This window comes from Tenacibaculum singaporense (assembly GCF_003867015.1).
GTDB classification, from domain to species: domain Bacteria; phylum Bacteroidota; class Bacteroidia; order Flavobacteriales; family Flavobacteriaceae; genus Polaribacter; species Polaribacter singaporensis.
The window spans coordinates 2,705,446-2,730,848 of sequence record NZ_CP032548.1 but is presented as its reverse complement, the minus strand read 5'-3'; the positions used below and the strand labels follow the sequence as shown (position 1 = coordinate 2,730,848).

Annotated in this window: 27 protein-coding genes; 15 read left to right on the top strand and 12 right to left on the bottom strand. The window is 32.1% G+C overall.

Annotated features, from left to right (window positions below):
• Positions 1-17: 17 nt before the first annotated feature.
• A complete protein-coding gene (locus D6T69_RS12080; RefSeq protein ID WP_125067966.1) occupies positions 18-683 on the top strand; it encodes a uracil-DNA glycosylase in 666 nt (221 codons plus the stop codon).
• Here D6T69_RS12080 and D6T69_RS12075 read toward each other — a convergent pair.
• The 6 genes from D6T69_RS12075 to D6T69_RS12050 form a co-directional block, all read right to left on the bottom strand.
• Positions 670-1,686 carry a glycosyltransferase family protein gene (locus tag D6T69_RS12075; protein WP_125067965.1) on the bottom strand — a complete coding sequence of 339 codons (1,017 nt, stop codon included), beginning with the start codon at positions 1,684-1,686 and terminating at the stop codon, positions 670-672. The two genes, D6T69_RS12080 and D6T69_RS12075, sit on opposite strands and share 14 nt — an antisense overlap.
• 96 nt (positions 1,687-1,782) lie before the next feature.
• On the bottom strand, positions 1,783-2,655 hold the full coding sequence (locus D6T69_RS12070; RefSeq protein WP_125067964.1) for a UDP-2,3-diacylglucosamine diphosphatase: 873 nt from the start codon (positions 2,653-2,655) through the stop codon (positions 1,783-1,785).
• A gap of 166 nt (positions 2,656-2,821) precedes the next feature.
• Positions 2,822-6,172: a preprotein translocase subunit SecA gene (gene secA / locus D6T69_RS12065; protein ID WP_125067963.1), complete on the bottom strand. Its 3,351-nt coding sequence runs from the start codon at positions 6,170-6,172 to the stop codon at positions 2,822-2,824.
• 128 nt (positions 6,173-6,300) lie between these two features.
• A complete protein-coding gene (locus D6T69_RS12060; protein ID WP_047789198.1) occupies positions 6,301-6,522 on the bottom strand; it encodes a DUF2795 domain-containing protein in 222 nt (73 codons plus the stop codon).
• 96 nt (positions 6,523-6,618) lie between these two features.
• Positions 6,619-7,191: a cob(I)yrinic acid a,c-diamide adenosyltransferase gene (locus tag D6T69_RS12055; protein WP_125067962.1), complete on the bottom strand. Its 573-nt coding sequence runs from the start codon at positions 7,189-7,191 to the stop codon at positions 6,619-6,621.
• A gap of 23 nt (positions 7,192-7,214) precedes the next feature.
• Entirely contained in the window at positions 7,215-7,619 is a 405-nt protein-coding gene (locus D6T69_RS12050; RefSeq protein ID WP_125067961.1) for an acyl-CoA thioesterase, read from the bottom strand.
• A 172-nt stretch (positions 7,620-7,791) separates the two neighbouring features.
• On the opposite strand from D6T69_RS12050, the gene dnaA reads away from it, so the two are divergent.
• Genes dnaA through D6T69_RS12035 form a run of 3 tightly spaced genes read left to right on the top strand, consistent with a single transcriptional unit; the run spans position 7,792 to position 10,415 of the window.
• Positions 7,792-9,216, top strand: coding sequence for a chromosomal replication initiator protein DnaA (gene dnaA, locus D6T69_RS12045; protein ID WP_047789195.1), 1,425 nt, complete (start codon positions 7,792-7,794; stop codon positions 9,214-9,216).
• 36 nt (positions 9,217-9,252) lie between these two features.
• Positions 9,253-9,711 carry a low molecular weight protein-tyrosine-phosphatase gene (locus tag D6T69_RS12040; RefSeq protein WP_125067960.1) on the top strand — a complete coding sequence of 153 codons (459 nt, stop codon included), beginning with the start codon at positions 9,253-9,255 and terminating at the stop codon, positions 9,709-9,711.
• Complete coding sequence (locus tag D6T69_RS12035; RefSeq protein WP_125067959.1) at positions 9,711-10,415, top strand: SAM-dependent methyltransferase; 705 nt, start codon at positions 9,711-9,713, stop codon at positions 10,413-10,415. Before D6T69_RS12040 ends, D6T69_RS12035 begins: the two co-directional genes overlap by 1 nt.
• Positions 10,416-10,462: 47 nt before the next feature.
• Here the strand turns inward: D6T69_RS12035 and D6T69_RS16115 are convergent, their stop codons facing one another.
• The 4 genes from D6T69_RS16115 to dapF all read right to left on the bottom strand — a co-directional run bounded on the left by D6T69_RS16115 (position 10,463) and on the right by dapF (position 13,574).
• The gene (locus D6T69_RS16115; protein ID WP_125069291.1) at positions 10,463-11,059 is read right to left on the bottom strand and encodes a peptidoglycan-binding protein LysM; all 597 of its coding nucleotides are present in this window, start codon (positions 11,057-11,059) and stop codon (positions 10,463-10,465) included.
• A gap of 193 nt (positions 11,060-11,252) precedes the next feature.
• Complete coding sequence (gene mltG / locus D6T69_RS12025; RefSeq protein ID WP_125067958.1) at positions 11,253-12,281, bottom strand: endolytic transglycosylase MltG; 1,029 nt, start codon at positions 12,279-12,281, stop codon at positions 11,253-11,255.
• Positions 12,274-12,798, bottom strand: coding sequence for a GNAT family N-acetyltransferase (locus D6T69_RS12020; protein ID WP_125067957.1), 525 nt, complete (start codon positions 12,796-12,798; stop codon positions 12,274-12,276). The genes mltG and D6T69_RS12020 overlap by 8 nt, the downstream gene beginning before the upstream one ends.
• On the bottom strand, positions 12,798-13,574 hold the full coding sequence (gene dapF / locus D6T69_RS12015; protein WP_125067956.1) for a diaminopimelate epimerase: 777 nt from the start codon (positions 13,572-13,574) through the stop codon (positions 12,798-12,800). Before dapF ends, D6T69_RS12020 begins: the two co-directional genes overlap by 1 nt.
• Positions 13,575-13,710: 136 nt before the next feature.
• Between dapF and D6T69_RS12010 the strand changes: the two genes are divergently transcribed.
• The 7 genes from D6T69_RS12010 to D6T69_RS11980 all read left to right on the top strand — a co-directional run bounded on the left by D6T69_RS12010 (position 13,711) and on the right by D6T69_RS11980 (position 21,071).
• Positions 13,711-15,099: a trypsin-like peptidase domain-containing protein gene (locus tag D6T69_RS12010; RefSeq protein WP_125067955.1), complete on the top strand. Its 1,389-nt coding sequence runs from the start codon at positions 13,711-13,713 to the stop codon at positions 15,097-15,099.
• A 165-nt stretch (positions 15,100-15,264) separates the two neighbouring features.
• Positions 15,265-16,707, top strand: a complete 1,443-nt coding sequence (locus tag D6T69_RS12005; RefSeq protein ID WP_125067954.1) for a glyceraldehyde-3-phosphate dehydrogenase — start codon at positions 15,265-15,267, stop codon at positions 16,705-16,707.
• 102 nt (positions 16,708-16,809) lie between these two features.
• Entirely contained in the window at positions 16,810-17,172 is a 363-nt protein-coding gene (locus D6T69_RS12000) for a hypothetical protein (RefSeq protein ID WP_125067953.1), read from the top strand.
• Between the two features lie 132 nt (positions 17,173-17,304).
• Entirely contained in the window at positions 17,305-17,868 is a 564-nt protein-coding gene (locus tag D6T69_RS11995; protein ID WP_206197814.1) for a hypothetical protein, read from the top strand.
• A 4-nt stretch (positions 17,869-17,872) separates the two neighbouring features.
• Complete coding sequence (gene ligA / locus D6T69_RS11990; protein WP_125067952.1) at positions 17,873-19,870, top strand: NAD-dependent DNA ligase LigA; 1,998 nt, start codon at positions 17,873-17,875, stop codon at positions 19,868-19,870.
• A gap of 22 nt (positions 19,871-19,892) precedes the next feature.
• Positions 19,893-20,549 (top strand): lysoplasmalogenase, encoded by a 657-nt coding sequence (locus D6T69_RS11985; protein WP_125067951.1) that lies wholly within the window; start codon positions 19,893-19,895, stop codon positions 20,547-20,549.
• A gap of 63 nt (positions 20,550-20,612) precedes the next feature.
• The gene (locus tag D6T69_RS11980; RefSeq protein WP_125067950.1) at positions 20,613-21,071 is read left to right on the top strand and encodes a GyrI-like domain-containing protein; all 459 of its coding nucleotides are present in this window, start codon (positions 20,613-20,615) and stop codon (positions 21,069-21,071) included.
• A 39-nt stretch (positions 21,072-21,110) separates the two neighbouring features.
• On the opposite strand, the gene D6T69_RS11975 is transcribed toward D6T69_RS11980, so the two are convergent.
• Positions 21,111-21,500: a DoxX family membrane protein gene (locus tag D6T69_RS11975; protein WP_125067949.1), complete on the bottom strand. Its 390-nt coding sequence runs from the start codon at positions 21,498-21,500 to the stop codon at positions 21,111-21,113.
• 75 nt (positions 21,501-21,575) lie between these two features.
• On the opposite strand from D6T69_RS11975, the gene D6T69_RS11970 reads away from it, so the two are divergent.
• Genes D6T69_RS11970 through dapA form a run of 3 tightly spaced genes read left to right on the top strand, consistent with a single transcriptional unit; the run spans position 21,576 to position 24,066 of the window.
• A complete protein-coding gene (locus tag D6T69_RS11970; protein ID WP_125067948.1) occupies positions 21,576-22,649 on the top strand; it encodes an esterase-like activity of phytase family protein in 1,074 nt (357 codons plus the stop codon).
• Positions 22,650-22,678: 29 nt separating this feature from the next.
• Complete coding sequence (locus D6T69_RS11965) at positions 22,679-23,191, top strand: DUF6913 domain-containing protein (RefSeq protein WP_125067947.1); 513 nt, start codon at positions 22,679-22,681, stop codon at positions 23,189-23,191.
• Complete coding sequence (gene dapA / locus D6T69_RS11960) at positions 23,191-24,066, top strand: 4-hydroxy-tetrahydrodipicolinate synthase (protein ID WP_125067946.1); 876 nt, start codon at positions 23,191-23,193, stop codon at positions 24,064-24,066. The genes D6T69_RS11965 and dapA overlap by 1 nt, the downstream gene beginning before the upstream one ends.
• Positions 24,067-24,259: 193 nt before the next feature.
• Here the strand turns inward: dapA and D6T69_RS16015 are convergent, their stop codons facing one another.
• A complete protein-coding gene (locus tag D6T69_RS16015; RefSeq protein WP_164506723.1) occupies positions 24,260-24,436 on the bottom strand; it encodes a hypothetical protein in 177 nt (58 codons plus the stop codon).
• A gap of 408 nt (positions 24,437-24,844) precedes the next feature.
• Here D6T69_RS16015 and D6T69_RS11955 point away from each other — a divergent pair, with 408 nt between their 5' ends.
• Positions 24,845-25,360, top strand: coding sequence for a ferritin (locus D6T69_RS11955; protein WP_125067945.1), 516 nt, complete (start codon positions 24,845-24,847; stop codon positions 25,358-25,360).
• The last annotated feature ends 43 nt before the right edge of the window (positions 25,361-25,403 follow it).

Here is a 25,403-nt window from a genome sequence, read left to right as displayed (position 1 = left end):
GACAAAAATAACAAACAATGCAAGTAAAAATTAATGATAGCTGGAAAAATATTTTACAATCAGAATTTGAGAAGCCTTATTTTGAAAATCTTACCAGTTTTGTTAAAAATGAATACTCAAAACATACTTGCTACCCAAAAGGGTCGGATATTTTCGCAGCGTTTGATTTTTGTGCGCTAGATGATTTAAAAGTAGTGATTTTGGGTCAAGATCCATACCATGGAGTAGGGCAGGCAAATGGATTGTGTTTTTCGGTACATGATGGTATTACACATCCACCATCATTAATTAATATTTTTAAAGAAATTGAAAAGGATGTAAATATTCCATATCCTAAAAGTGGTGATTTATCCCGTTGGGCAAAACAAGGAGTGTTGTTATTAAACGCAACCTTAACTGTAAGAGCAGGGGAGGCAGGAAGCCATCAAAAACAAGGTTGGGAACAATTTACTGATGCTGTAATTCAGAAAATATCTGAAGAAAAAAAAGATGTTGTGTTTTTACTTTGGGGTGGTTTTGCTAAGAAAAAAGCAAAGCTTATTGATAAAAACAAGCATCATATTTTAACCTCAGGTCATCCATCACCTTTAAGTGCTAACCGTGGGTATTGGTTTGGTAACAAACATTTTTCTAAAACCAACAATTTTTTACAAAGTATAGGTGCTGCAACTATTCAATGGTAATTTCTGGTAAAATGGTTTTGTTGTAATAGGGTAAAATAATTGCATCTAACATATCTTCGGTAACATCAGGGTAGTGTACTTTAACAATTTTGTTAGAGTTAATCCATTTTTCAATTTTTGGTAATTGTTTTTTGCTTAGCTTTTTTACGACTGTAACTCCCATTTCTTTTAAAGTAACAGCGTTGCATTGTTGTTCGTATTGATTTTTCATTGGAATAACCAATAGTTTTTTACGTAAGTATAAAGCCTCTGTAGGTGTTGCAAAACCGGCACCACAAACTATTCCTTTAGCAGAAGCCATGCTGCGAATGAAAGCATCGTCGTTTATTGGTAGGATGGTAATATTATGAAAGAATTGATGTTCTTTTGTTTTTTTAGAAAAGACTTGCCACTTTATGTCTTTTATGTTTGAAAGTACTTTGATTATTTTTTCATCGCTGTAAGAAGGTAAATATACTGTGTAATGTCCTTTGTTTGTAATATTTCTATAGCGAATTTCCTTACGAATAATAGGCAAGAAGGTTGAAGAGGAATGAGTTTTAAAGTGAAATCCGAATTTATTTTTTGCAGGTGCATAGTATTTAATAATTAAACGTTCTAGCCTAAACCTTTTAAAAGCAGAGTTTTTTTCGTTTAATAAAGCGTTTTGGTTACTTAAAGAAATAATAGGGACATTTCTAAACAAACATGCCCAAGCTGAGATAGGCTCAAAATCGTTAATAACTAAATCATATTCTTTTACAGGTAATGTTTTAACTTCTTTGTAAACTTTCTTAAGCTTTAAGTCTTTTAAGCTACTAATTAGATCAATTCCTCCCTTTTTACCAAAAACGAACCCCAAACCATGTAATTTATATTTTATACTGAAAGGAAGCTCTATTTCGTATTGTGAACCACTAACCAATATGTCAACATCACCACGTCTTTGCAAATGTGGGATTATCTCTAAAGCTCTACTTGCATGTCCGTTTCCTGTTCCTTGAAAAGCGTATAATATTTTCATCTTTTTAATTTTTTTATAATTGATTGTTTTTAGAAAATTACCTATTTAGTAGGGACTGACCATTTCCTAACTTAATGTCCATTATAAGCTTCATGGTTATTGGGTTTTAATGTTAAACTCTTTGAGGAGCTCTGTAAAAAGCTCGCTATTGTTGTGTTCAGAACTGATGTGTTCTAAATCTTTTACAGGGTAGTCTAAATGAATGTTTTTAGCTATCTCATCCTTTTCATATTCATATAAAGACCACGTTTTGTTTTTGTATTCTAGAGCAGTTAAGTTTTCTATCCAATCGCCAGAGTTTAAGTATACAGTACTTCCTTTTTCAGTTTTGATGGTTCTCATTTCTGGTTGATGAATATGTCCGCATACTACATAGTCGTACCCTTCATCAATAGCAATGTCTGCAGCAGTTGTTTCAAAATTATTGATGAATTTAATGGCGCTTTTTACACTATTTTTAATTTTTTTGGAGAAAGAGAGTCTGCCGTATCCTAGTTTATGACTTACCCAGTTTACAATCGTATTAATAAGGATTAAAAAATCATAGCCCATTCCGCCTAGTTTCGCAAGCCATTTTGAATGTTGCATAGTAACATCAAAAACATCTCCGTGAAAGAACCATCCCTTTTTACCATCAATATCAAGTACTACTTTGTTCACGATTTCGAAGCTTCCTAAGCGAAAACCTTTAAACCTACGCAGCATTTCATCGTGATTTCCTGTGATGTAATACACTTTTGTTCCAGAGGTAATAAAGTTCATCAATTGTTTGATGACTTTCATATGTGGTTTAGGAAAGTAACGTTTGTTAAATTGCCAAATATCAATAATATCTCCGTTCAAGATTAATATTTTAGGATTGATAGTTTTAAGGTAGTTGTTAAGCTCTGTTGCTCTACAACCAAAAGTTCCTAAGTGTACATCTGATATTACAGCAATATCTAATTTACGTTTTTTGTGTTTTTTCATTCTAAGTATACTTCGATGTTTACCAAAGTTACTTTTCGAATGTTTTTAAAAAGTGAAGTAATTATAAATTATTGGTAATAAAATCTTTACTAAAAAGTGTAGTGAAGGTTATGTAAAAGTAAAAAGCTCGGTTTTTACCGAGCTTTTTATATAGTTTGTTTGAAGATTATTTATTGTACAATACCCACTCTCCCTTTTCTAATAAAGGAATGGCTTGTTTGTACTTAACTTCTTTCTCTTCACCAGACATTACATTTTTGATGGTAACTTTTTCGTTACGACCAATTTTTGGTTGTTCACGAACAACTGTTTCTACAGCTTGTTGTTCCTGTGTTTGTTGGTTACGTGCATTGCTAATAGCTTGCTGTGTTGAGTTTTGAACTTCATCTTTACGTAAATCTAATTGCTCACGTTGTTGTTCACGAGCTTCAGATACTTGTGAAGCTTCTTGACTAGGTAATTTTCCTTTAAACAAGAATGATAATACTTCTTTGTTAATCTTATCAATCGTTTCTTGGAATAACTCGAAAGCTTCAAACTTATAAACTAGTAAAGGATCTTTTTGCTCGTACGTAGCATTTTGAACGGTTTGTTTCAGCTCATCCATTTTACGTAAGTGATCCTTCCAGTTTTCATCAATAATTGCTAAAGTGATGTTTTTCTCAAAATCATTAACTAATGATTTTCCTTCACTTTCGTAAGCTTCTTTTAAGTTGGTAACTACTTGTAAAGTTTTAGAACCATCAGTAAAAGGAACTACAATACGCTCGTAACGGTCACCTTCGTTTTCAAAAACATTTTTAATTACTGGGAATGCATTTTCAGCATTTCTTTCCGCATCATTTTTGTAGTGCTCTGTTACTATTTTGTATAGCTTGTCAATTAATTCTTGCTCTGATGTTTTATTGAATTCTTCTTCAGACAAAGGAGAAGTCATTGCAGAGAAACGAATTAATTCGAACTCAAAGTTTTGGAAGTCTTTTGCCTCTTTATTTTGTCTTACAATTGAATCGCATGTATCATAAATCATGTTTGCGATGTCAATTTGTAAACGTTTTCCATCTAATGCATGACGACGACGTTTGTATACAAACTCACGTTGTGCGTTCATAATATCATCATACTCTAATAAACGCTTACGGATACCGAAGTTGTTTTCTTCTACCTTTTTCTGAGCTCTTTCAATAGATTTTGAAATCATAGAGTGCTGAATTACTTCACCTTCTTTTAATCCCATTCTATCCATCATCTTAGCGATTCTTTCAGAACCAAATAAACGCATTAAATTATCGTCTAAAGCTACATAGAACTGAGAAGAACCTACATCTCCTTGACGTCCAGCACGACCACGTAACTGACGGTCTACACGACGAGAATCATGACGTTCTGTACCAATAATAGCTAAACCACCTGCTGCTTTAACTTCGTCAGATAATTTAATATCGGTACCACGACCAGCCATGTTTGTTGCAATAGTAACAACACCAGGTTTACCTGCTTCAGCAACAACATCAGCTTCTCTTTTGTGTAACTTTGCATTTAAGATATTGTGAGGAATCTTACGAATCTGTAACATTCTTCCTAATAATTCAGAGATTTCAACCGAGGTAGTACCTACTAATACTGGTCTTCCTTCTCCAACTAATTTTACGATATCTTCAATTACAGCGTTATACTTTTCACGTGTAGTTTTATAAACTAAATCTTGTTTATCGTCTCTTTGAATTGGTTTGTTTGTAGGAATTTCAACTACATCTAATTTATAGATTTCCCAGAATTCACCCGCTTCAGTAATCGCAGTACCTGTCATACCAGATAACTTACGATACATTCTAAAGTAGTTTTGTAAAGTAACGGTAGCAAACGTTTGTGTTGCATCCTCAATCTTCACATTTTCTTTAGCTTCAATGGCTTGGTGTAATCCATCAGAGTAACGACGACCGTCCATAATACGACCTGTTTGCTCATCTACAATCATTACTTTGTTATCCATAACCACATACTCCACGTCTTTCTCAAAAACCGTATAGGCTTTTAAAAGTTGGTTCATGGTATGAATACGCTCGCTCTTCACGCTAAACTCGCGGTATAATTCTTCTTTTTGATCAGCTTTCTCTTCTGGAGTAGCATCGCTATTATCTATTTGACCAACTTTTACACTAATATCTGGTAAAACGAAGAACGTTTCATTTTTTGTGATATCAGAAAGATGTGCAATACCTTTATCAGTTAAATCAATTTGATTATTTTTTTCTTCAATAGTAAACCATAATTCTGCATCAACTTCAGGCATTAGCTTGTTGTTATCTTGCATGTAAAAGTTTTCTGTCTTTTGAAGGATCTGTTTAACACCTTCTTGCGATAAAAACTTAATTAAGGCTTTGTTTTTAGGAAGACCTCTGTAAACTCTTAATAATAAGAAACCACCTTCTTTAGTATCTCCCTCTTTAATTAAACGTTTAGCTTCAGCTAAAACACCTACTAAATATTTGTTTTGAAGCGAAACTAAATCAGCAACTAGAGGTTTTAATTCATTAAATTCATGATGATCTCCTTGTGGTACAGGTCCAGAGATAATTAACGGCGTACGAGCGTCATCAATTAAAACAGAATCCACTTCATCAATAATAGCATAGTTCGGTGCGCGTTGTACTAAATCTTTTTTAGAATTAGCCATGTTATCACGCAAGTAGTCGAAACCAAACTCATTGTTAGTTCCGTAAGTAATATCAGCATTATAAGCTTCTCTACGTGCTTCAGAATTTGGTTGGTGGAAATCAATACAGTCAGTACTCAATCCGTGGAACTCAAAAATAGGAGCCATCCACGCACGGTCACGTTTTGCTAAGTAGTCGTTTACAGTAACAACATGAACTCCGTTACCCGTTAAAGCATTTAAGTATACTGGAAGTGTAGAAACTAAGGTTTTACCTTCACCAGTCATCATTTCGGCAATTTTACCTTGGTGTAATACAGATCCACCGATTAATTGTACATCGTAGTGAATCATGTCCCAAATTACTTCTTTACCAGCAGCATCCCATGAGTTAGCCCAAAAAGCTTTGTCATCTTCTAAAGTAATGTGTTCTCTAGTAGCTGATAATTCTCTATCAAAAGGAGTGGCAGTTACTTCTAATTCAGTATTGTTAGCAAAACGTTTTGCTGTTTCTTTTACAACAGCAAAAGCCTCTGGCATTATGTCTAATAAAACAGCTTCAGATGCTTCGTAAGCTTCGTCTTTTAATTTATCAATTTCAGTATAAATTTCTTCTTGACGATCGATGTCTGCTTTTTTAGCTTCTTCCTCAAGTTCAGCTATTTTGTCGTTAAAAGATTTGGTGGCGTCTTTAATTTTCGATTTAAATTCGATTGTTTTTGCCCGTAATTCATCATTTGATAAACTGTTTAATGAATTTTCAAAAGATCGTACTTTTTCGACGATCGGTTGTAGTGATTTTAGGTCCTTTTGTTGTTTGTCTCCAACAAATAGTTTTATAATCGAATTTAAAACGCTCATTTGTAAAATATTGTTTTATAGCTAATTAAGTTGTTTTTAATTAGCGTTTTTTGTGTTTTTTATTGAGTGCTTAAAAGTAAGCAAAAAAAAAGCCTCTGTAAAAGAGACTTTTTATTATTTATTTTTTTCTAGTATTCATCTTCATTCCAAAGATAATCTTCTTCTGTAGGGTAATCTGGCCAGATCTCAATAATAGAATCGTATGCCTCACCTTCATCTTCGATATCTTGTAAGTTTTCTACCACTTCTAACGGTGCTCCAGTACGAATAGCGTAATCAATTAATTCGTCTTTAGTTGCAGGCCAGGGTGCATCTGCTAAATAAGATGCTAATTCAAGTGTCCAATACATTTCTTTATCTGTTTAATAAGATTTTCCGCAAAAATAATTTTTTTTTGTAAAAAGTCAAGTTTTTTTTAAAAAATGTGAAATCAATAATTAAAGAACTTATAGCTTTTCAGGAATCCATTTAATTTCCTCAGCTTGTAAGTCTTGGGTCAACTTTCGTGCCAACACAAAAAGGTAGTCAGAAAGTCGGTTTAAATACTTTAAAACAGTATCACTAATTGTTTCTTCTTCATTTAAAGCCACAGCTAATCGTTCCGATCTACGGCATACGCAGCGTGCTATGTGACAAAATGACACGGTTTGATGACCGCCTGGTAATACAAAGTGTGTCATTTGAGGTAGGTCTTTATTCATAAGGTCAATTTCGTCTTCTAAGAACTGAATTGACTCTTCATTAATCTTAGGAATATTTAAGCGTTCTTTACCACTTTTTAAAGTTTCTTTTTCTGGTGGTGTAGCTAACATGGCACCTAATGTGAATAAATCGCTTTGAATTTTTGTTAATTTCTTTTTTAGAGTTTCGTCAATGTTTTGATCTCTAATTAATCCGATGTAAGAGTTGAGTTCGTCAACGGTTCCATAGCTTTCTATTCGTAAGTGGTGTTTAGGTACTCGAGTACCACCAAATAGGGCAGTGGTACCTTTATCACCTGTTTTAGTATATATTTTCATATGTTTTTTATTGTTTTGATTAATTATTTTAAGATAGCTAATTTATCTAAAATATAATCAGGACAACGCATAGGTTTTTTTGTTTTATTGTTAATAAATGCTAACACAGTATTTCCAGTTGAAATTAGTTCGTTATTTTGATTGGTAATTTCATAGTCGAATTCAATTTTTACCGAAGGTGTTTTTTTTAAAATGGTTGTAATGGTTAATTGATCGTCGTATAACGCCGATTTTTTAAAGTTACAAGATAAAGAAATAACAGGCAACATGATTCCTGTTTTTTCCATATATTTGTAAGTAACGCCCAGAGAACGTAGCCATTCGGTACGACCAATCTCAAAAAATTGTGCGTAGTTTCCGTGGTAAACTACTCCCATTTGATCAGTTTCAGCATACCGAACACGTATAGATGTGTGATGTTTTTGCAAAAGATTTTTTTATTTTAATTGCATTAACGATACGTAAAAAAAAAATAAAAGTCAATAGTAATTTGATTTTTTTATACTAAAATTTATTCACACTTTTGTTCGCCCAGACTTTCATGTTTGGTGTCCCCTAAACCTGAATAAAAATTAACAACTAAAATTGTTTTTTACCAATATGACTAAAACAGCCGATTCAGTTTGGATGGAATGCTTGTCTTTTATCAAGGACAACATTAAACCACAGGCATATAAGACTTGGTTTGAGCCTATAAAGCCAATTAAATTGGCAGGGGAGGCTTTGACAGTTCAAGTACCAAGTAAGTTTTTTTATGAGTGGTTAGAAGAGCATTACATAAAACTGTTAAGAGTAGCTTTGGTTCGTCAGTTAGGAAATGATGCTAAACTAATTTATGATGTACGTATGGAGAATACGTACAGTAGTAATAGCCCTCAGACAGTAAAAATACCTAGTTCAAATCGTAATCCTTTAAAACCGCAAAAGGTGACAGTTCCGTTGGAGTCAAAACGAGAACTAAAAAATCCATTTGTTATTCCAGGGTTACAAAAGGTGAAGATAGAATCTCAACTGAATCCAAATTATAATTTTGTGAATTTTGTTGAAGGGGATTCTAATAGGTTGGCACGTTCTGCAGGTATGGCTGTAGCAAATAAACCAGGCGGAACTTCATTCAATCCATTGTTAATATATGGTGGGGTTGGATTAGGAAAAACACATTTAGCTCATGCTATTGGTGTTGAGATTAAAGATAAATATCCAGATAAAACGGTATTGTATATTTCTTCTGAAAAATTTACACAACAGTTTATTGATTCTGTAAAATCAAATACCAGAAATGATTTTATTCATTTCTATCAAATGATTGATGTGTTGATTATTGATGATGTGCAGTTTTTATCAGGAAAAGCTGGTACGCAAGATGTGTTCTTCCATATTTTCAATCATCTACATCAAAATGGAAAACAGGTTATTTTAACTTCGGATAAAGCACCTGTTGATATGCAAGATATTGAGCAACGATTATTGTCTCGTTTTAAATGGGGGTTATCAGCTGAGTTACAAGCACCTGATTACGAAACAAGAATTTCAATCTTACAAAACAAATTGTATAGAGATGGTGTTGAAATGCCTGAAGAAATTGTTGAGTATATTGCAAAGAATATCAAGTCGAATGTTCGTGAGTTAGAAGGAGTGATAATTTCAATGATAGCTCAAGCTTCTTTTAATAGAAAAGAGTTTACAATTGAGTTAGCAAAACAGATTGTAGATAAATTTGTTAAGAACACGAAAAAAGAACTGTCTATTGATTACATTCAAAAAGTAGTATCGAAATACTTTGATATGGATGTGGCAACCTTACAGTCAAAAACACGTAAGCGTCATATTGTACAGGCTCGTCAGTTAGCGATGTACTTTGCTAAACGTATGACAAAATCATCGTTAGCAAGTATTGGAAGTCAAATAGGTAAAAGAGATCACGCTACTGTATTGCATGCGTGCAAAACTGTAGATAATTTGACTGAAACTGATAAGCAGTTTAAAAAGTATGTAGAAGACTTAACAAAAAAGTTAACTTTATAAACAACGAACCTCACCTAGTGAGGTTTTTTTATGAGTATGAAAAAAATATTAATGGTTTGTTTAGGTAATATTTGCCGATCTCCTCTTGCTGAGGGGATTTTGCAATCTAAATTATCATCTAAAAGTTTTATAGTTGATTCTGCCGGTACTTCGGGTTATCATGTAGGTGAATTACCTGACGGACGCTCTATTGAAGTAGCTAGAAAATATGGGATAGATATTACCAATCAACGTTCAAGAAAATTTACAAAAGCTGATTTTGATAAGTTTGACATGATTTTTGCAATGGATCAAAATAATTATGCAGATATTGTAGCTTTGTCTGAAAATGAAGAGCAACATGAAAAAGTAAAGATGATTTTGAACGAATTGTATCCTGATGAAAACAGGAGTGTTCCAGATCCTTACTATGGAGGAGATCAAGGTTTTGAAAACGTGTATAAAATGTTAGACGAAGCGTGTGAAATTATAGCTTCAAAATTAGAACAGAAATAATGAAAGGTAAATTATACTTGATTCCCACAACTTTAGGTGATACTGAGCCATTAGAGGTAATGCCATTATCAGTAAAAAAGGTAGTAGAACAATTAGATTATTTTATTGTTGAAAACGAAAAGTCTGCTCGAAGGTTCATTAAAAGAATTACACCAACAAAATCACAACCTTCATTGGAGTTGATGTTGTTAGATAAGTATTCTGATGATTTAGAAACTAAGAATTATTTAGATGCTTGTGAAAGAGGGGTATCAGTAGGTTTGCTTTCTGAAGCAGGAGTGCCAGCAGTAGCAGATCCAGGTGCAAGTATTGTTAAGTTGGCGCATCAAAAAGGGATTCAAGTAGTTCCGTTAGTGGGGCCTTCATCTATTTTATTGGCAATTATGGCGTCTGGTATGAATGGGCAAAGTTTTGCGTTTAATGGATATTTGCCTATTGATAAATCAGATAGAAAAAGGGCTATTAAGGACTTAGAAAAGCTTTCAAAAGAAAAAAATCAATCACAACTTTTTATTGAGACTCCTTATAGAAATGAAAAAATGCTGGATGATTTACGTGCTACTTTATCACCAGATACAAGAGTTTGCGTGGCGTGTGATATTACACTTCCTACAGAATATATTAAAACACTAACGGTAAAAGAATGGAAGCATGTAAAGACTGATTTACATAAGCGACCAGCAATTTTTATCATTCATAAATAAAAAAGCATCGATTTAATCGATGCTTTTTTAATATCTTTAGTTATTGGTTAAACCGTTGGTTTTTTATTGGCTTTGATGTTGGAAACATCATAACCAGCAAACTTTTTAAGGTATGATTGTATAGAGGTTCCGTAAGCATCGTTAAAACGGATAGATCCATTTGAACGTAAGAACTTTTTTACATTACCGGCACCACTTAAGTGTGCTGCTGCTAAAATACCAGATTCGGTTATTTTAACTCCATTAATGGTCTTTCCAACACTTCTCTTAATATCTTTTCTTAAAATCCATTTGTTTAATTTACAATAAGCAACAAATGTGCGTTCTTGTAATTCTGGGGTTCTAAGAAAATGAGTGGTGTTGTAAATTCTAAATCTCTTTAGGGTTTCTTTACCAAATTGGTATTTCCCTAAATATCCAAGTGTGTTAACTACTCTATACTTACCTTGTGATTCTTTAAAAGCTAAGGCTTCTTTAAATCCTACAAAATCATTTAATAAAAAAGGAATGTTTACCTTTTCTACCTTGTGAATTGGTATTGGCGTTGTTGTAGTAGTTTTTTCTTTTTTAGCTGTAGTCTCTGTAAAACTGGTTAATAATACAAATCCTAAAAATACTAATACTAAATGTCTGATAATTAAAATACTTTCTGTTTAGCGCAGCAAAGATACGGTAAATTTTTATAACAGACTATAAATCAATAATTTACAGTTTTTTAACTATTGATGATAAAGTTGTTTTCCTGTGTTTTTTTTAGGTAAAAAACAAAAATAATTATCTTTTATTAATCTTTTGGTAATGTTTTGTTGAAAAAGATGAGAATAAAATTTTGTTAATTTATCTCTTTATGCCTTGTTGATTTATCCATTGTTGATATTTCACAGCATTTCGATTATGCTGAGCTAAAGAGTTAGCAAACTCATGAAAACCAATCTTGTCAACACTTGCACACATATAGTAATAATTGTGTTTTTGATGGTTTAAAACAGCATCAATAGATGAAATATCTGGCATTGCAATCAAAGTAGGAGGAAGTCCTGTGTTTTTATAAGTGTTGTAGGGAGAGTTTATTACTAAATCTTTGTTTAAAACCCTTTTTACAACAAAATCTTGCCCTTTAATTTCTTTAATCGCATATATAACTGTTGGGTCAGCTTGTAAAGGCCAATTATCTTTTAATCTATTTAAATATAAACCAGCAACAATAGGACGCTCTACTTTTTTAGCTGTTTCTTTCTGAACTATAGAAGCTAATGTAATTACCTCTTCTTTTGAAAGGTTTAGCTTTTTAGCTTTTTCTAATCTAGCAGAAGTCCAAAAACGACTGTATTCGCGTAACATTTTATCACGGAAGTTTTCAGCAGAAGTATTCCAATAAAACTCATAGCTATTCGGAATGTACATTCCTAATGCAGATTTTTCAGTAAATTTATTGGTAGCTAAAAAAGCAGGATCTTTCATAGCCTGTAATAAAGCAATAGAGTCTGCTTCAATTTGTTCAGCTATTCTTCCTGCTAATTTTTCTAAAGTATCTTGATTGTTGAATGATAGGGTGATAGGTGTTTGATTTCCACTGCGTAAAAGATTTACAACATCATTCATGTTCATCCCTTTTTTTAATAGGTACTTTCCTCCCTTAGGTTGTGTGAATTTTTTCTTTTCTGCAACCCAAACAAAATTTTCAGGATTTTTAACAAACTCAGAAAGTTGTTTTTTTACATCTATAAAAGAAGCGTCAGAGCTTATATAGATAGCGCCATCTTTAGTAACAGCTTTACCAAAGATTTTTTGATAGTAGTTAAATCCAATAATTCCGCCAATTAAAAAAATAGCAGCAATACCTCCTAAAATAATTTTCTTATTCATTTATTAATTGAAATAATAGTTCGTCTTTATATGTTCCGTTATGAAATATCCAATCTTTTTTAATACCAGTTTGCTTAAAATTTTGTTTTTCAAAAAGATGTAAGCTACTAGTATTATCTCTAGTGATATTTGCATATAGTTGATGTAAATGCAAATGTGTAAAACAGTACTTTATTAGTAACTGTAAAGCTTCAGAAGCAAATCCTTTCTGTTGAAAGTCAGGATGAATTAATATCCCGATACCAGCTCTTTTATGTTGCGGGTTAAAATCGAACAAATCTATCATCCCAATAGATTTACCAGTCAATTTATCATCAATAACTAATCGTAATTGTTTAGCTTCATAAATATCTAAGTGAGCGTTTTCTAAATATTGCTTCAGTAAAAATTTAGAAAAAGGAGTCTGTGTATGACTCACTTCCCAAAAAGATTCATTATTTTCAATTTGAAATAAAAACTCTAAATCTTCAGGTTCTAAAGCTCTTAACTTGATATGTGTTCCATTTAACGTGTGCACTAAATATTTATTTTACCTTCAAATACAAATGTAGCAGGTCCTTTTAAAAATACATTCGAATAAACTCCGTCTTGTTCTTCAAAAGAAACTTCTAACTCTCCACCTTCAACAGGCAAGGTTATAGATAAACTGTTTGTTTTTTTAGTTGCATGCATGGCTATAGCAACGGCAGTAACACCAGTACCACAGGCTAAAGTCTCATTTTCTACACCACGCTCGTAAGTGCGTACTTTAAAAATGTTATTTGTTATTTGTTCTACAAAATTAACATTGCTACCTTCGGTACCATAAATTTCATTCCTGATTTTTTTTCCATTTGAAAACACGTCATAATTAGCAAGATCGTTTACCAACTGAACATGGTGTGGAGATCCTGTGTTGGTAAAAACGTATTTGTCAAAAATATTCACCTTGTTAACATCAATCATTTGTAAAGAAACAAGGTTGTTAAAAATAGAGGCATGATGCAGCCCGTCAATAGCAATAAAAGTAGTTTCAGTTTCAAAAAGTCCAAGTTTATGTGCAAAAGCTACAATACAGCGTCCACCATTACCACACATAGTACTTTCATTACCATCAGAGTTATAATATACCATTTTAAAATCGGTAGTATCATCTTCTTCAAGTAATATAAGACCATCAGCTCCGATACCAAAGTGTCTATCACATAATTTTGCAATTATGTCAGTTTTATTTTTTGGAAAGGTTTTTGAACGATTATCAATTATGATAAAATCGTTACCAGTTCCTTGGTATTTGTAAAATTCTAAATCCATAATAAAGGACAAAGATACATATTTTATGAAGTAAAGAGGACTGTTAAATAGCGGTTAAAATCAGTTAAATAGAAGTTAAACACATTTACTTGAAATGTTAAAATTGTATATTTGAAGTATAAAATTTTGTAAGCATATGAAGAAAATTATTGGAACTTTAGGAATTGCGATTTTAGGAGGCGCAATAGCACTTGCAGGATATAAAACATTGATAGAAGAGCCGCAAGTGATTGTAGAGAAAGCGGTAGAACCAACAATGCAAACTGTAAAGGCAAGTTACACGCCAACAGTAATAAACTCAACATCAACACCAACTGACTTTACGGAAGCAGCAGATAAAACAGTACATGCAGTGGTGCATGTTAAAAATACATCAATAAGAACACAACAAAACCCGTTAGCAGAATTATTTTATGGTAGAGGAAGTGGAACAAGAAAGTACCAGCAAGTAGGTACAGGAAGTGGTGTAATTATTTCTCCTGACGGGTATATTGTAACGAACAATCATGTGATTGAAGGAGCTAGCGATATTGAAATTACATTGAATAACCAAAAAAAGTTAAAGGCAACTTTAATAGGAGCAGATAAGAGTAACGATATCGCTTTGTTGAAAGTTGAGGCAGACTTTGAATTGCCTAATTTACCTTTTGGAAACTCAGATAATATTAAAGTAGGAGAATGGGTATTGGCAGTAGGAAACCCATATAACCTAACATCTACGGTTACTGCAGGTATTGTAAGTGCAAAAGGACGTGACTTAGATGGAAATACTAATATCGACTCATTTATTCAGACAGATGCAGCTGTGAATCCAGGGAATAGTGGAGGAGCGTTAGTAAATACTAGAGGAGAGTTGATAGGAATAAATACAGCTATTTCATCAAGAACTGGTTCTTTTATTGGATATTCGTTTGCAGTACCATCAAACATCGCTAAAAAAGTGGTAGATGATTTACTAGAGTTTGGAATGGTACAACAAGCTGTTTTAGGAATTAATGTAGATATTGAAGCAATAAATATTGAAGGAGTAAAAATAGGAGAGGTTTTAGAAGAAGGAGGTGCTAAAAAAGCCGGTTTAGAAGAAGGGGATATCATAACGAAAGTAAACAATGTAAAGATTTCTAAGTTTTCTGATTTAAAAGGGCAGTTAACGGCAAAAAGACCTGGAGAATATGTGAATGTGACAATTGATAGGGATGGAGAAGAATTAACTAAAGTGGTTAAGTTAACCAAACTTATAAAATTACCAGTAAGTAAAGTTTTGCAAACCGAGTTTGAAGATCTTACAAAAGAAGACAGAAAGAAGTTTAAAATAGAAGGAGGAGCTAAGATTAAAAGAACACAAAATATAGCATTCAAACAGTTTGATGTTGGGGAAGGGTACATCTTAACCAAAGTTAATGGAAAGAAAGTTAGCTCAGCAAAAGAAGCTGTTACCATGTTAGATGGTATGTATGGAAGTGGAAATAGGCTTTTATTGGAGATGATTAGTCCATCAGGTCAAATAGAAAGATTTAGATACTAGATTAATGTATAAAAAGTTTCCCAGAAGAACAAAGTATATATCTTAAAATAAAAAGCCTTGTTAAAATCGTTTTAATAGGGCTTTTTTCTTTTGTAAAACCAACAAGAAATAAAGAAGAAATACCTATTTTTGCACAAATTTTTTAATTTTAGTTAACACACAACTATGTCAACAATAACAAATTACGAAAAAGAAGTAGTAAATCAAGCGCAAGTTCGTAGAGCAACGGTTGAGTTTATTAATATCGTTAACGATTTATGGTACGATAAATCTATCGAGTTAGTATTATTTAGAAATCCATTAGTAGATAAAAGAGCTAGTGAGGTTTTAAACTTAATCGATTACGCTAAAGAGTTTGTAGCGAAGCCAATAACAATAGAAGATGCTTTAGAAATAGCTAAAGCAATTCAATCAATTGATTTACCACCATCAAAATTAGATATAGGTAAATTAGCGTACGAATACCATTTGCAGGATGATGCATCGGCAGATAAAATAGCTTTTGTAAAAGAGCAATTAAAAGATGCTACAGAAGCAGATAATATTCAGCCAAAAGACGTAGTGTTATACGGTTTTGGACGTATTGGTCGTTTATTAGCTCGTGAGTTGAGCAGCAAAATGGGTAAAGGTTCTCAATTACGATTAAGAGCTGTAGTAACTCGTGGTAAAATAGATCAAACAGTATTAGAAAAAAGAGCTTCTTTATTAAGTGTAGATTCTGTACATGGAGATTTCTTAGGAACAGTTCAGGTAGATGCTGATAACAACGCTTTAATCATTAACGGTACAACTGTTTACATGATTTCTGCTGCACAACCAGAAGATATTGATTATACGCAATATGGAATTAACGATGCGTTAATTATTGATAATACTGGTGCTTTTAGAGACGAAGAGGCATTAAGTCGTCATTTAAAAGCAAAAGGAGCTAGTAAAGTGTTATTAACAGCTCCAGGTGCGGGTGTGCCAAACATTGTTCATGGAGTAAATCATGAAGAAAATAATCCTGATAATATCGATATTTTCTCAGCAGCTTCATGTACTACCAATGCTATTACACCAGTATTAAAAGTGTTAGAAGATAACTTCGGAATTAAAAAAGGACACTTAGAAACAATTCATGCATATACAAACGATCAAAACTTGGTTGATAATATGCATAAGAAGTACCGTAGAGGTAGAGCTGCTGCGTTGAACATGGTAATTACTGAAACAGGAGCAGGAAAAGCAGTAGCAAAAGCATTACCTGCATTAGCAGGTAAGTTAACTTCAAGTGCTATTCGTGTACCAGTACCTAACGGGTCGTTAGCAATCTTAAACTTACAATTAAATACTCCAGCAACAGTAGAATCTGTAAATGCAATTATGAAACAGTATGCGTTAGAAGGAGATTTAGTAGAGCAAATTCAATATTCATTAAGTAATGAATTAGTGTCTTCTGATATAGTAGGAACAACAGCGCCATCTATTTTTGATAGTAAGGCAACAATTGCAGACGGAGATACTATCGTAATCTATGTATGGTATGATAATGAGTATGGTTATTCACACCAAGTAATGCGTTTAGCAAAGCATATTGCTAAAGTACGTCGTTACACTTATTATTAAAATAAAAAGTTAAAAACAGATAAAAAAAAGCCGAAGCATTGATTTGCTTCGGCTTTTTTGCTATATTTGACTAAGAGTAACCCCTTAAATAATGTCCCCTCAATGAAAAGAGTAATAATATTACTATTCTTAATGCTTGGTACAACTTCACTAAGCTATTCTCAAGAGTTAAAAACGCTAGTTTCTGGTAAATGGTTTGTCGATTCAATGAAAATTGGAGACGAAAAATTTGAATTCTCAGATGGAAAGAACTGGTTAGAGTTAAGTCCTGACGGAAGATATCAGGTTATGATGAGTAATAAAGAAGAAAGTGGGACTTGGAAGTTAATAGCGGGAGCAAAGGAGCTTGAGTTCGATAATGAAAGCTTTGAAGAAAATTTAAAAATTGAAAAAATAACCGAAACAATGTTGTTAGTTTCAGCAAGAAATAAAGAAACCATCTATACTATGTGGTTAAAAAAATAAACTATCATACATAGTTTGTTTTTTAACGACCGAGGTAAGGGATTGCCTCGGTTTTTTTATTTTTAATAGATAAGTATTTTGCTTATACTACATAAATCTTTTCCTTAAATTAGCGTCAAAAAATAAAATTAAATGAAGGCAGTACTTACACCTATGCTGTTGCTATTTGCAACAATAACAACAAATGCACAATCTAAATTACCATACTACGAAATACCAAAAGAAGCCAAAGAATTTACTACGGGATCTGTAATTAGTAGAATGATAGATGGATTAGGTTTTCGTTATTATTGGGCAACTGAAGGTTTAACAGAAAAAGATTTAAAGTATAAGCCAAGTGCAGAAGCAAAAACTGCAGGAGAAACAATAGATCATGTGTTAAGTTTATCGCAAGTAATTAAAAATGCTGCATTAAAAATTCCTCATAAAGAAGCAAAATCAGGAATGACATTTGTTGAAAAAAGAAAAACAACTTTAGAAAATTTAAAACAAGCTAGTGATATTTTAAGAAGTAGTGATAATGTGTCACAGTTCAAAATAATCTTTGGAGAAAAAGAGTTTCCATTATGGAATGCAATTAATGGTCCAATAGCAGATGCTATTTGGCATGCAGGTCAGTTAGCTTCATTCAGAAGAGCATCAGGAAACCCAATCAATTCAAAAATAAATCATTTTACAGGTACCGTTAGAAAATAATTTAATGACAGTTCAGGAGAAGATACAACAATTAAGAGAAGAGTTACACAAACATAATCATAGTTATTATGTGTTGGATGCACCAACCATATCAGACTATGAATTTGATATTAAGTTAAAAGAGCTTCAGCAGTTAGAAGACGAAAATCCAGAATATTTTGATCCAAATTCCCCAACGCAACGAGTAGGAGGAGAAGTAACTAAAAACTTTGAAACGGTTACTCACAAACATAGAATGTATTCGTTAGACAATTCGTATTCTAAAGAAGATTTGTTAGATTGGGAAAAACGTGTCCAGAAAATTTTAGGAACCGATGAAGTTGAATATACCTGTGAATTAAAATACGATGGAGCTTCAATAAACCTTACTTATGAGAATGGTGAGTTTGTACAAGCAGTTACTCGTGGAGATGGTTTTCAAGGAGATAATGTAACAACCAATATTCGTACAATAAAATCCATTCCACTATTGCCAAATAGTGATTTTGTGAGAGATTTTGAAATGCGAGGAGAAATCATTTTACCGTTAGACGGATTTAATAAAATGAATGAAGAACGTATAGCGAATGATGAAGAACCATATAGAAACCCGCGTAATACAGCTAGTGGAAGTTTAAAATTACAAGACAGTGCAGAAGTTGCAAAACGACCACTAGATTGTTTATTGTACCAAGTTGTGACAAATGAACGAAAATATAGTTCGCATTTTGAAAGTTTAGAAGCAGCCAGAAAAGTTGGGTTTAAAGTTCCAGGTACCATTGTTTTAGCTAAGTCGATTGAAGAAGTGTTAGATTTTGTAAACGAGTGGGATGTTAAACGTCACACATTACCTTATGAAACAGATGGAGTAGTGGTAAAAGTAAATTCGTTTCAGCAACAAGACGAACTAGGTTATACTTCAAAAGCACCTCGTTGGGCAATTGCTTACAAATTTAAAGCAGAGCAAGTTTCAACAGTATTAAATGAAATTACCTATCAAGTAGGTAGAACAGGAGCAATAACACCTGTAGCAAACTTAGAACCTGTACAATTAGCTGGAACGATTGTAAAAAGAGCTTCATTACATAACGCAGACCAAATAGCAAAGTTAGATGTACGAGTAGGAGATACTGTTTTTGTAGAAAAAGGAGGGGAAATTATCCCGAAAATTATTGCTGTTGATTTAACGAAAAGACCAGTAGATTCTGTTCCTACGCAATATGCAACCCATTGCCCCGAATGTAATACTGAATTAGTTAGAACTGATGGAGATGCAAAACATTATTGTCCGAACGAATTTGGATGTGCGCCTCAAATTACAGGTAGAATCAAGCATTTTATCAGTAGAAAAGCCATGGATATTGATGGCTTAGGTGGAGAAACTGTTGATTTATTACGCAAAGAAGGACTGATTAAAAACTATGCGGATTTATATGACTTAACGGTAGAACAAGTTATTCCGTTAGAGCGAATGGCTGAAAAATCAGCACAAAATATGATTGAAGGAATTGAAAAATCAAAAGAAATTCCGTTTGAAAAAGTGTTGTTTGCTTTAGGAATCCGTTTTGTTGGCGAAACTGTAGCTAAAAAGTTAGCAAAACACTTTAAGTCAATCGATAATTTAATGAACGCTGATTTTGAAACACTTGTTGCAGTTGACGAAATTGGAGATAGAATTGCACAAAGTATTATTGACTTTTCGAATGATTTAGGAAATATTGAATTGGTTAACCGATTAAAATCACATGGAGTTCAACTAGAAGTTTCAGCAGAAAGTTTAGAAGGGCAAACTGATAAGTTATCAGGTAAGGTATTTGTGGTTTCAGGAGTTTTTCATCAAATGAGTAGAACAGAACTTAAAAAAGCAATTGAAGACAACGGTGGTAAGGTATCGAGTTCCATTTCTAAAAAAACGAGCTATATTGTAGCAGGTGATAATATGGGACCGAGTAAGCTTACTAAAGCTGAAAGTTTAGGTATTCCAATTATTTCTGAACAAGATTTTATTGATATGATAGCTTAATTTTTAATTAAAAAAGGAAAACATGACCAAACAAACTAAAATAACCCTAGCTTCCATTATTTTTTTATTGGTTGCTATTGCTGACGTATATGCAGTAATAACACAAACTAAAAACATAGAAATGATTTTTAAACCGTTACTAATGACATCACTAGCGGTAGTGTATTTGGTATCGGTAAAAAAGCCTAGTTTTTGGTTGTTGTCAGCCTTGTTTTTTTCGTTTTGGGGTGATGTTTTCCTGTTAGATAAAACAAACTTTTTTGTGTTTGGTTTAGCCTCGTTTTTAGTAGCACATGTTGTTTATATTAAAATAACGACAAGCTTTTTGTATAAAGATTCAGTAGTTAAAATACTAACATCAGCAATTCCCTTTGTATTGTTATTTGTGGTACTCTTAGGTTTAATTTATAATAATTTAGGCGAGATGTTACTACCTGTATTGGTGTATGGAATAGCTATTTCAACATTTGGAACAGCGTCATTACTAAATTATCGTCAGCAAAAAAATACAGCGAATTCATGGTTGTTGTTAGGAGCTATTTTGTTTATTGCTTCTGATAGCCTTATAGCATTGAATAACTTTTATACACCAAAAAGGTTGTTTGATATTGCTATAATCATTCTGTATATCGTTTCTCAATACTTAATTGTTAAAGCAATCATAGCTAAAGAAAATTAAAAACTACTGACATAGGGTTGACATAGTGAGGTTTTAATTTTGTTGAAAATAAAAAAACAAAAGATGAGTACAGGAGAAAATGAACCGTTTTACGTGATAGGAATTTCAGTAAGAACTACTAACGAGAATCAACAAGCTGCAAAAGATATACCTGCTTTATGGCAGCGATTTATGTCAGAAAATATAGCTGAACAAATACCTAATAAACTTTCAAGTGAAGTATACGCTGTGTATACGGATTATGAATCAGATTACACTAAGCCATACACAACAATCATCGGTTGTAAGGTAAGTGAAATAGGTAATGTTCCAGAAGGTTTTATGAGTAAAAAAATAGCAGCACCAAATTATAAAACATATGTAGCAAAAGGAAGCTTAGTCGAGAATATTGTCTATAACAAATGGTTAGAAATTTGGGATGAAGATATAAATAGAGCTTATACATCCGATTATGAGGTATATGGAGCGAAATCTACAGACCCAACAAATGCAGAAGTAGAAATATTTATAGGAATAAATTAACCAAAAGGGCAGTTTTAAAACTGCTCTTTCTAATTTAAATTAATGTTTACTTCTAACAAAAGGTATATTATTTCTATTAAAAATTAATAGAATAACTCCAGAGATAAAAGTTACGATAGCGCTGATAAACAGAGTGCCACCATCGCCATCATGTTCAATACCTAAAATAGTTAAGTGGCTCATAATTGCTCCACCCATTAAACCAATAGTTAACAAGGCACCTAGCCAAGTTTTTTTAGGGATAAACAAAAGTACGGAAGCAATTAATTCAAAAACACCTGTACCTATTCGCATATAAGTCTCATTATCTCCAGCTATTTTAGTAAACAAATCAATACTTTCTTGAGCTCCAGTAAATTTAAAAAATAGTGTTTGAAGCATTATAAAGGCAGCTATCAACTTTAAAAATAAAAGAATATATTTTTTCATGATTAATTAAATCTACTTGATTAGACGTTACAATTTTTAATGCTTACATAAACTAAAAACAATACTTTTGTAAGTATGAAAAAAATAGTACTAGCCCTATCAGTTTTTGGTTTATTAGCCTGTAAACAACAAAAAACAACACTTAAGTTTTTAGATGAGTATTTGGTAAAAGATTCTTTAATTGTTAATAACACTGTTATCGGTGGAATTTCTGGAATTGATTATTACAATAACAACTACTATATGGTAGTAGATGATGCTACAAATCCAAGAATTTTAGTAGGAGATATTACTGTTAAAAATGATTCGATACAATCGGTAAATTTTGAAGATGTTATTATAGTTGATACTATAAGTCAGTTTACTAAAAACCACGTATTAGATTTAGAGTCTATTTTTGTAGATAAGGGAACCATAAATTTAGTAAGTGAAGGGTCTATTCAATATAAAAAAGACCCAAGTATATTTGAAATAGACACAAAAGGAAACTTTAAAAAAGGAGTAGAAATACCTAATTATTTCAAAGCAACATCCAAAGCGAAGCCAAAGCATAACGGTGTTTTTGAAAGTTCTTCAAAAAGTTTTGACGGAAAAGGTTTTTGGGTAGCAATGGAAGCTCCTTTAGAAGCAGATGGAGAAGAGCCTACATTTCACGAAACACAATCTCCTATCAGAATTACCTATTTTGATAACGAATCAAAAAAAGCGACCAAACAATTCGCGTATCAATTAGAAAAAATTGATAAACCAGCTAAAGGAAAAATAAATCTAAATGGAACTACGGCTATTTTAGAATACCGAAAGAATCAGTTTTTTATAATTGAAAGAGCATATCAAAGTGGTTATGGTAGCCATGGAAATGTAGTTAGAATTTTTAAAGCAACTATAGATAAAACTTCAACAAATACATTAGAAAATCAATCTTTAAAAAACGAAAAATATACACCATTAAAGAAAGAGCTGTTATTTGATTTTAGTACTGTTAAAAATCAATTAACCGATGGGATAATAGATAATATTGAGGCGATTACTTTTGGTCCAATATTACAAAACGGAAATAAATCGTTAATCTTGGCTGCTGATGATAATTTTCAGCTGTATGGAAGGCAATTAAATCAATTTTTATTATTAGAAATTGATGAGAAATAATATAAATTAGCTACTCGTAATTTTTACAGATGATAAGTACCCTAAAGAAGAAATCTATTCAGAAAGTATACGACAAACTAGTTGTAAAAAAAGAGAATATCCCTCATAAAGAAACCAAAGTTAAAAGTGTAGCAATATTGCTAGATAATGAAGCTTTAGTAAATGTAGTAATAGCCAACTTAACAAACATTTTTCCTTTTCAAAAAACAGACATAAGAGTACTAGTTTGTAAAGAGTACTCAAAAAAGGAGGAACCCTCTCCAGAGTTTTTTACCGAAAAAGATTTTGGTTTTAAAGCGAGTTTAAAATCCGACAATTTAAAAGATTTCGTTAAAAACAAATACGACCTACTTATAAACTATACAAAAACGTCAAACTTATTAACGAATATGGTAACTTTGTTGTCACAAGCAGATTTTAAAGCAGGTTTTGCAGAAATTGACGATAGATTGTACGATATAGTAGTATCTGATGCTAGTTTTAACGAAGCTGTTTTAAACCAAGAATTAAAAAAATACCTAACGATTTTAAATAAAATATAATGCAAAAGTTTGTAGGAACTGGAGTAGCTTTAGTAACTCCTTTCAATGAAGATTTAAGTGTAGACTTTGAAGCACTTAAAAAGTTAGTAAATTACAATATTGAAAACGGTACAAACTATTTAGTAATAAATGGAACTACTGGAGAAAGTGCAACAATTACTAAAGAAGAAAAATTAGAAATAATAAAAGTAATTGCTGAAGAAAATAAAGGACGTTTACCTTTAGTTTTAGGAGTTGGAGGAAACAACACACAAACTGTTGTTGAAGAACTACAATCTTTAGACCTATCGGAAATAGATGGAGTTTTATCAGTAGCTCCATACTATAGCAAACCAACGCAAGAAGGATTCTATCAGCACTATAAAGCAATTTCTCTAGCGAGTCCTAAACCAATTATTATGTATAATGTTCCTGGTAGAACAGCAAAAAACATGGAGCCAGCAACAACGTTACGATTGGCAAAAGATTTTGAAAATATAGTTGCAGTAAAAGAAGCGGGAAACAATCAACAACAATACTATGAGTTGTTAAAAGATAAGCCTGAAGACTTTTTAGTAATTTCTGGTGATGATGATTTGGCTGTTGGAGTAACTTTAGCAGGTGGAGCAGGAGTTATTTCTGTAATAGGGCAAGCATTACCAAAAGAGTTTTCAAAAATGATTCAATTAGGATTAGAAGGAAAAGCAAAAGAAGCTTATGAACTTCACTATAAATTAATGGATATAGTAAGCCTAATTTTTGAAGAAAACAATCCAGCAGGAATTAAAGCAGTATTGCAAAAATTAGGAATTTGTTTAGATGAAGTACGTTTACCATTAGTAACAGCTTCAGAAGAATTACAAACAAAAATATCAGATTTTATAGATAATTTATAAAAGAGTTATATATAAAAAAGGAGTTAAAGAGACCATAGTTTTATCATGTACTATGGTCTTTTTTTAGTTAGAATATTATTTCCATTGTTTTTAAAAACTATAAATTATTAAATAAATAAGTTTTTATTTTTTTAATTACTAATTAAAAAGCCCCTAAAAAGGGGCGTTTGAAACTGTAAAATATAGAATAGGATTAGTTTGGGTTGTCTTCACAAACTACTTCCATAACCCAACCCCAACCGTTATGAACCATTCTTTCATAACAACATACAGATTCGTCACAAGCTTTTTTGAGGTTATCTAAACCACCATACACGGCTTTTTGCTCATTACTGTTTAAAATTTTCCCTAAACTTTTTAAATTTTTCATATTAAAGTTTTTATAATTAGATATACTTTGGTCATTTTAAGGCACCCAAAGTTTATGCCTATAATTTTCAAAACCCATTTATCATGAAATAAATAAGTTTTGCTAGGTTATTCTTTTATTAAAATTTGTTTCCAGAAAATAATTTTTGATTATTTATTCTTCAAGAATGCAATTTTATTGCAATAAATGTATGGAAACAAAATGAAAGTTTTTCTTTTTTTAATAAAATTTAACGTTTGTTTAAAAGATTAAATTACTTTTTATTTTTAAGCCAATACAAAAGGTATAATAACAGACATATTTTAAAAAAACAGCATACTTTTTATAATTGTAGAGTATGGTATTTGCTTTTTATCTAAGCATTTTTTTAGCATCTTTGTATAAAGAGTAATTTTTAAAGTAGAAAATATGTTATCAAAAGTAATAGAACAAGCATTAAATGATCAAATAAGAGTGGAAGCAGAGTCTTCTCAAATATATTTAGCTATGGCATGTTGGGCAGAAGTTCAAGGTTTTGAAGGTGTATCACAATTTATGTATGCACATTCAGATGAAGAGCGTATGCATATGCTAAAATTAATAAAGTTTGTAAACGAACGTGGCGGACATGCTCGTGTTTCTGACTTAAAAGAGCCTCCAGCAAAATTTGGGTCTTTTAAAGATATGTTCCAAACATTGTTTGATCATGAGGTAATGGTATCTAAATCGATAAACGATTTAGTACATATCACGCTACAAGAAAAAGACTATGCAACACATAACTTTATACAGTGGTATGTATCTGAGCAAATAGAAGAAGAAGCATTGGCACGCAACATTTTGGATAAAATCAACTTAATTGGAGACGATAAAGGAGGATTGTATTTATTTGATAATGATGTAAAGCAAATAGTAGCTCAATCTGCATCAGGAGCACAGGAATAAGATTAACAAACATTTAGGAGTTCTTTGGAAAAATTATAACAGA

Coding starts and splice junctions, on each gene's coding strand:
- D6T69_RS12005 (WP_125067954.1), top strand. CDS start 15,265: ATGTCAACAATAACAAATTACGAAAAAGAAGTAGTAAATCAAGCGCAA.
- D6T69_RS12080 (WP_125067966.1), top strand. CDS start 18: ATGCAAGTAAAAATTAATGATAGCTGGAAAAATATTTTACAATCAGAA.
- D6T69_RS11985 (WP_125067951.1), top strand. CDS start 19,893: ATGACCAAACAAACTAAAATAACCCTAGCTTCCATTATTTTTTTATTG.
- D6T69_RS11955 (WP_125067945.1), top strand. CDS start 24,845: ATGTTATCAAAAGTAATAGAACAAGCATTAAATGATCAAATAAGAGTG.
- D6T69_RS11970 (WP_125067948.1), top strand. CDS start 21,576: ATGAAAAAAATAGTACTAGCCCTATCAGTTTTTGGTTTATTAGCCTGT.
- mltG (WP_125067958.1), bottom strand. CDS start 12,281: ATGAATAAGAAAATTATTTTAGGAGGTATTGCTGCTATTTTTTTAATT.
- ligA (WP_125067952.1), top strand. CDS start 17,873: ATGACAGTTCAGGAGAAGATACAACAATTAAGAGAAGAGTTACACAAA.
- secA (WP_125067963.1), bottom strand. CDS start 6,172: ATGAGCGTTTTAAATTCGATTATAAAACTATTTGTTGGAGACAAACAA.
- D6T69_RS12040 (WP_125067960.1), top strand. CDS start 9,253: ATGAAAAAAATATTAATGGTTTGTTTAGGTAATATTTGCCGATCTCCT.
- D6T69_RS11975 (WP_125067949.1), bottom strand. CDS start 21,500: ATGAAAAAATATATTCTTTTATTTTTAAAGTTGATAGCTGCCTTTATA.
- D6T69_RS12070 (WP_125067964.1), bottom strand. CDS start 2,655: ATGAAAAAACACAAAAAACGTAAATTAGATATTGCTGTAATATCAGAT.
- D6T69_RS11980 (WP_125067950.1), top strand. CDS start 20,613: ATGAGTACAGGAGAAAATGAACCGTTTTACGTGATAGGAATTTCAGTA.
- D6T69_RS12000 (WP_125067953.1), top strand. CDS start 16,810: ATGAAAAGAGTAATAATATTACTATTCTTAATGCTTGGTACAACTTCA.
- D6T69_RS11965 (WP_125067947.1), top strand. CDS start 22,679: ATGATAAGTACCCTAAAGAAGAAATCTATTCAGAAAGTATACGACAAA.
- D6T69_RS12055 (WP_125067962.1), bottom strand. CDS start 7,191: ATGAAAATATATACTAAAACAGGTGATAAAGGTACCACTGCCCTATTT.
- D6T69_RS12060 (WP_047789198.1), bottom strand. CDS start 6,522: ATGTATTGGACACTTGAATTAGCATCTTATTTAGCAGATGCACCCTGG.
- dapF (WP_125067956.1), bottom strand. CDS start 13,574: ATGGATTTAGAATTTTACAAATACCAAGGAACTGGTAACGATTTTATC.
- D6T69_RS12075 (WP_125067965.1), bottom strand. CDS start 1,686: ATGAAAATATTATACGCTTTTCAAGGAACAGGAAACGGACATGCAAGT.
- D6T69_RS16015 (WP_164506723.1), bottom strand. CDS start 24,436: ATGAAAAATTTAAAAAGTTTAGGGAAAATTTTAAACAGTAATGAGCAA.
- D6T69_RS11995 (WP_206197814.1), top strand. CDS start 17,305: ATGAAGGCAGTACTTACACCTATGCTGTTGCTATTTGCAACAATAACA.
- dapA (WP_125067946.1), top strand. CDS start 23,191: ATGCAAAAGTTTGTAGGAACTGGAGTAGCTTTAGTAACTCCTTTCAAT.
- D6T69_RS12035 (WP_125067959.1), top strand. CDS start 9,711: ATGAAAGGTAAATTATACTTGATTCCCACAACTTTAGGTGATACTGAG.
- dnaA (WP_047789195.1), top strand. CDS start 7,792: ATGACTAAAACAGCCGATTCAGTTTGGATGGAATGCTTGTCTTTTATC.
- D6T69_RS12010 (WP_125067955.1), top strand. CDS start 13,711: ATGAAGAAAATTATTGGAACTTTAGGAATTGCGATTTTAGGAGGCGCA.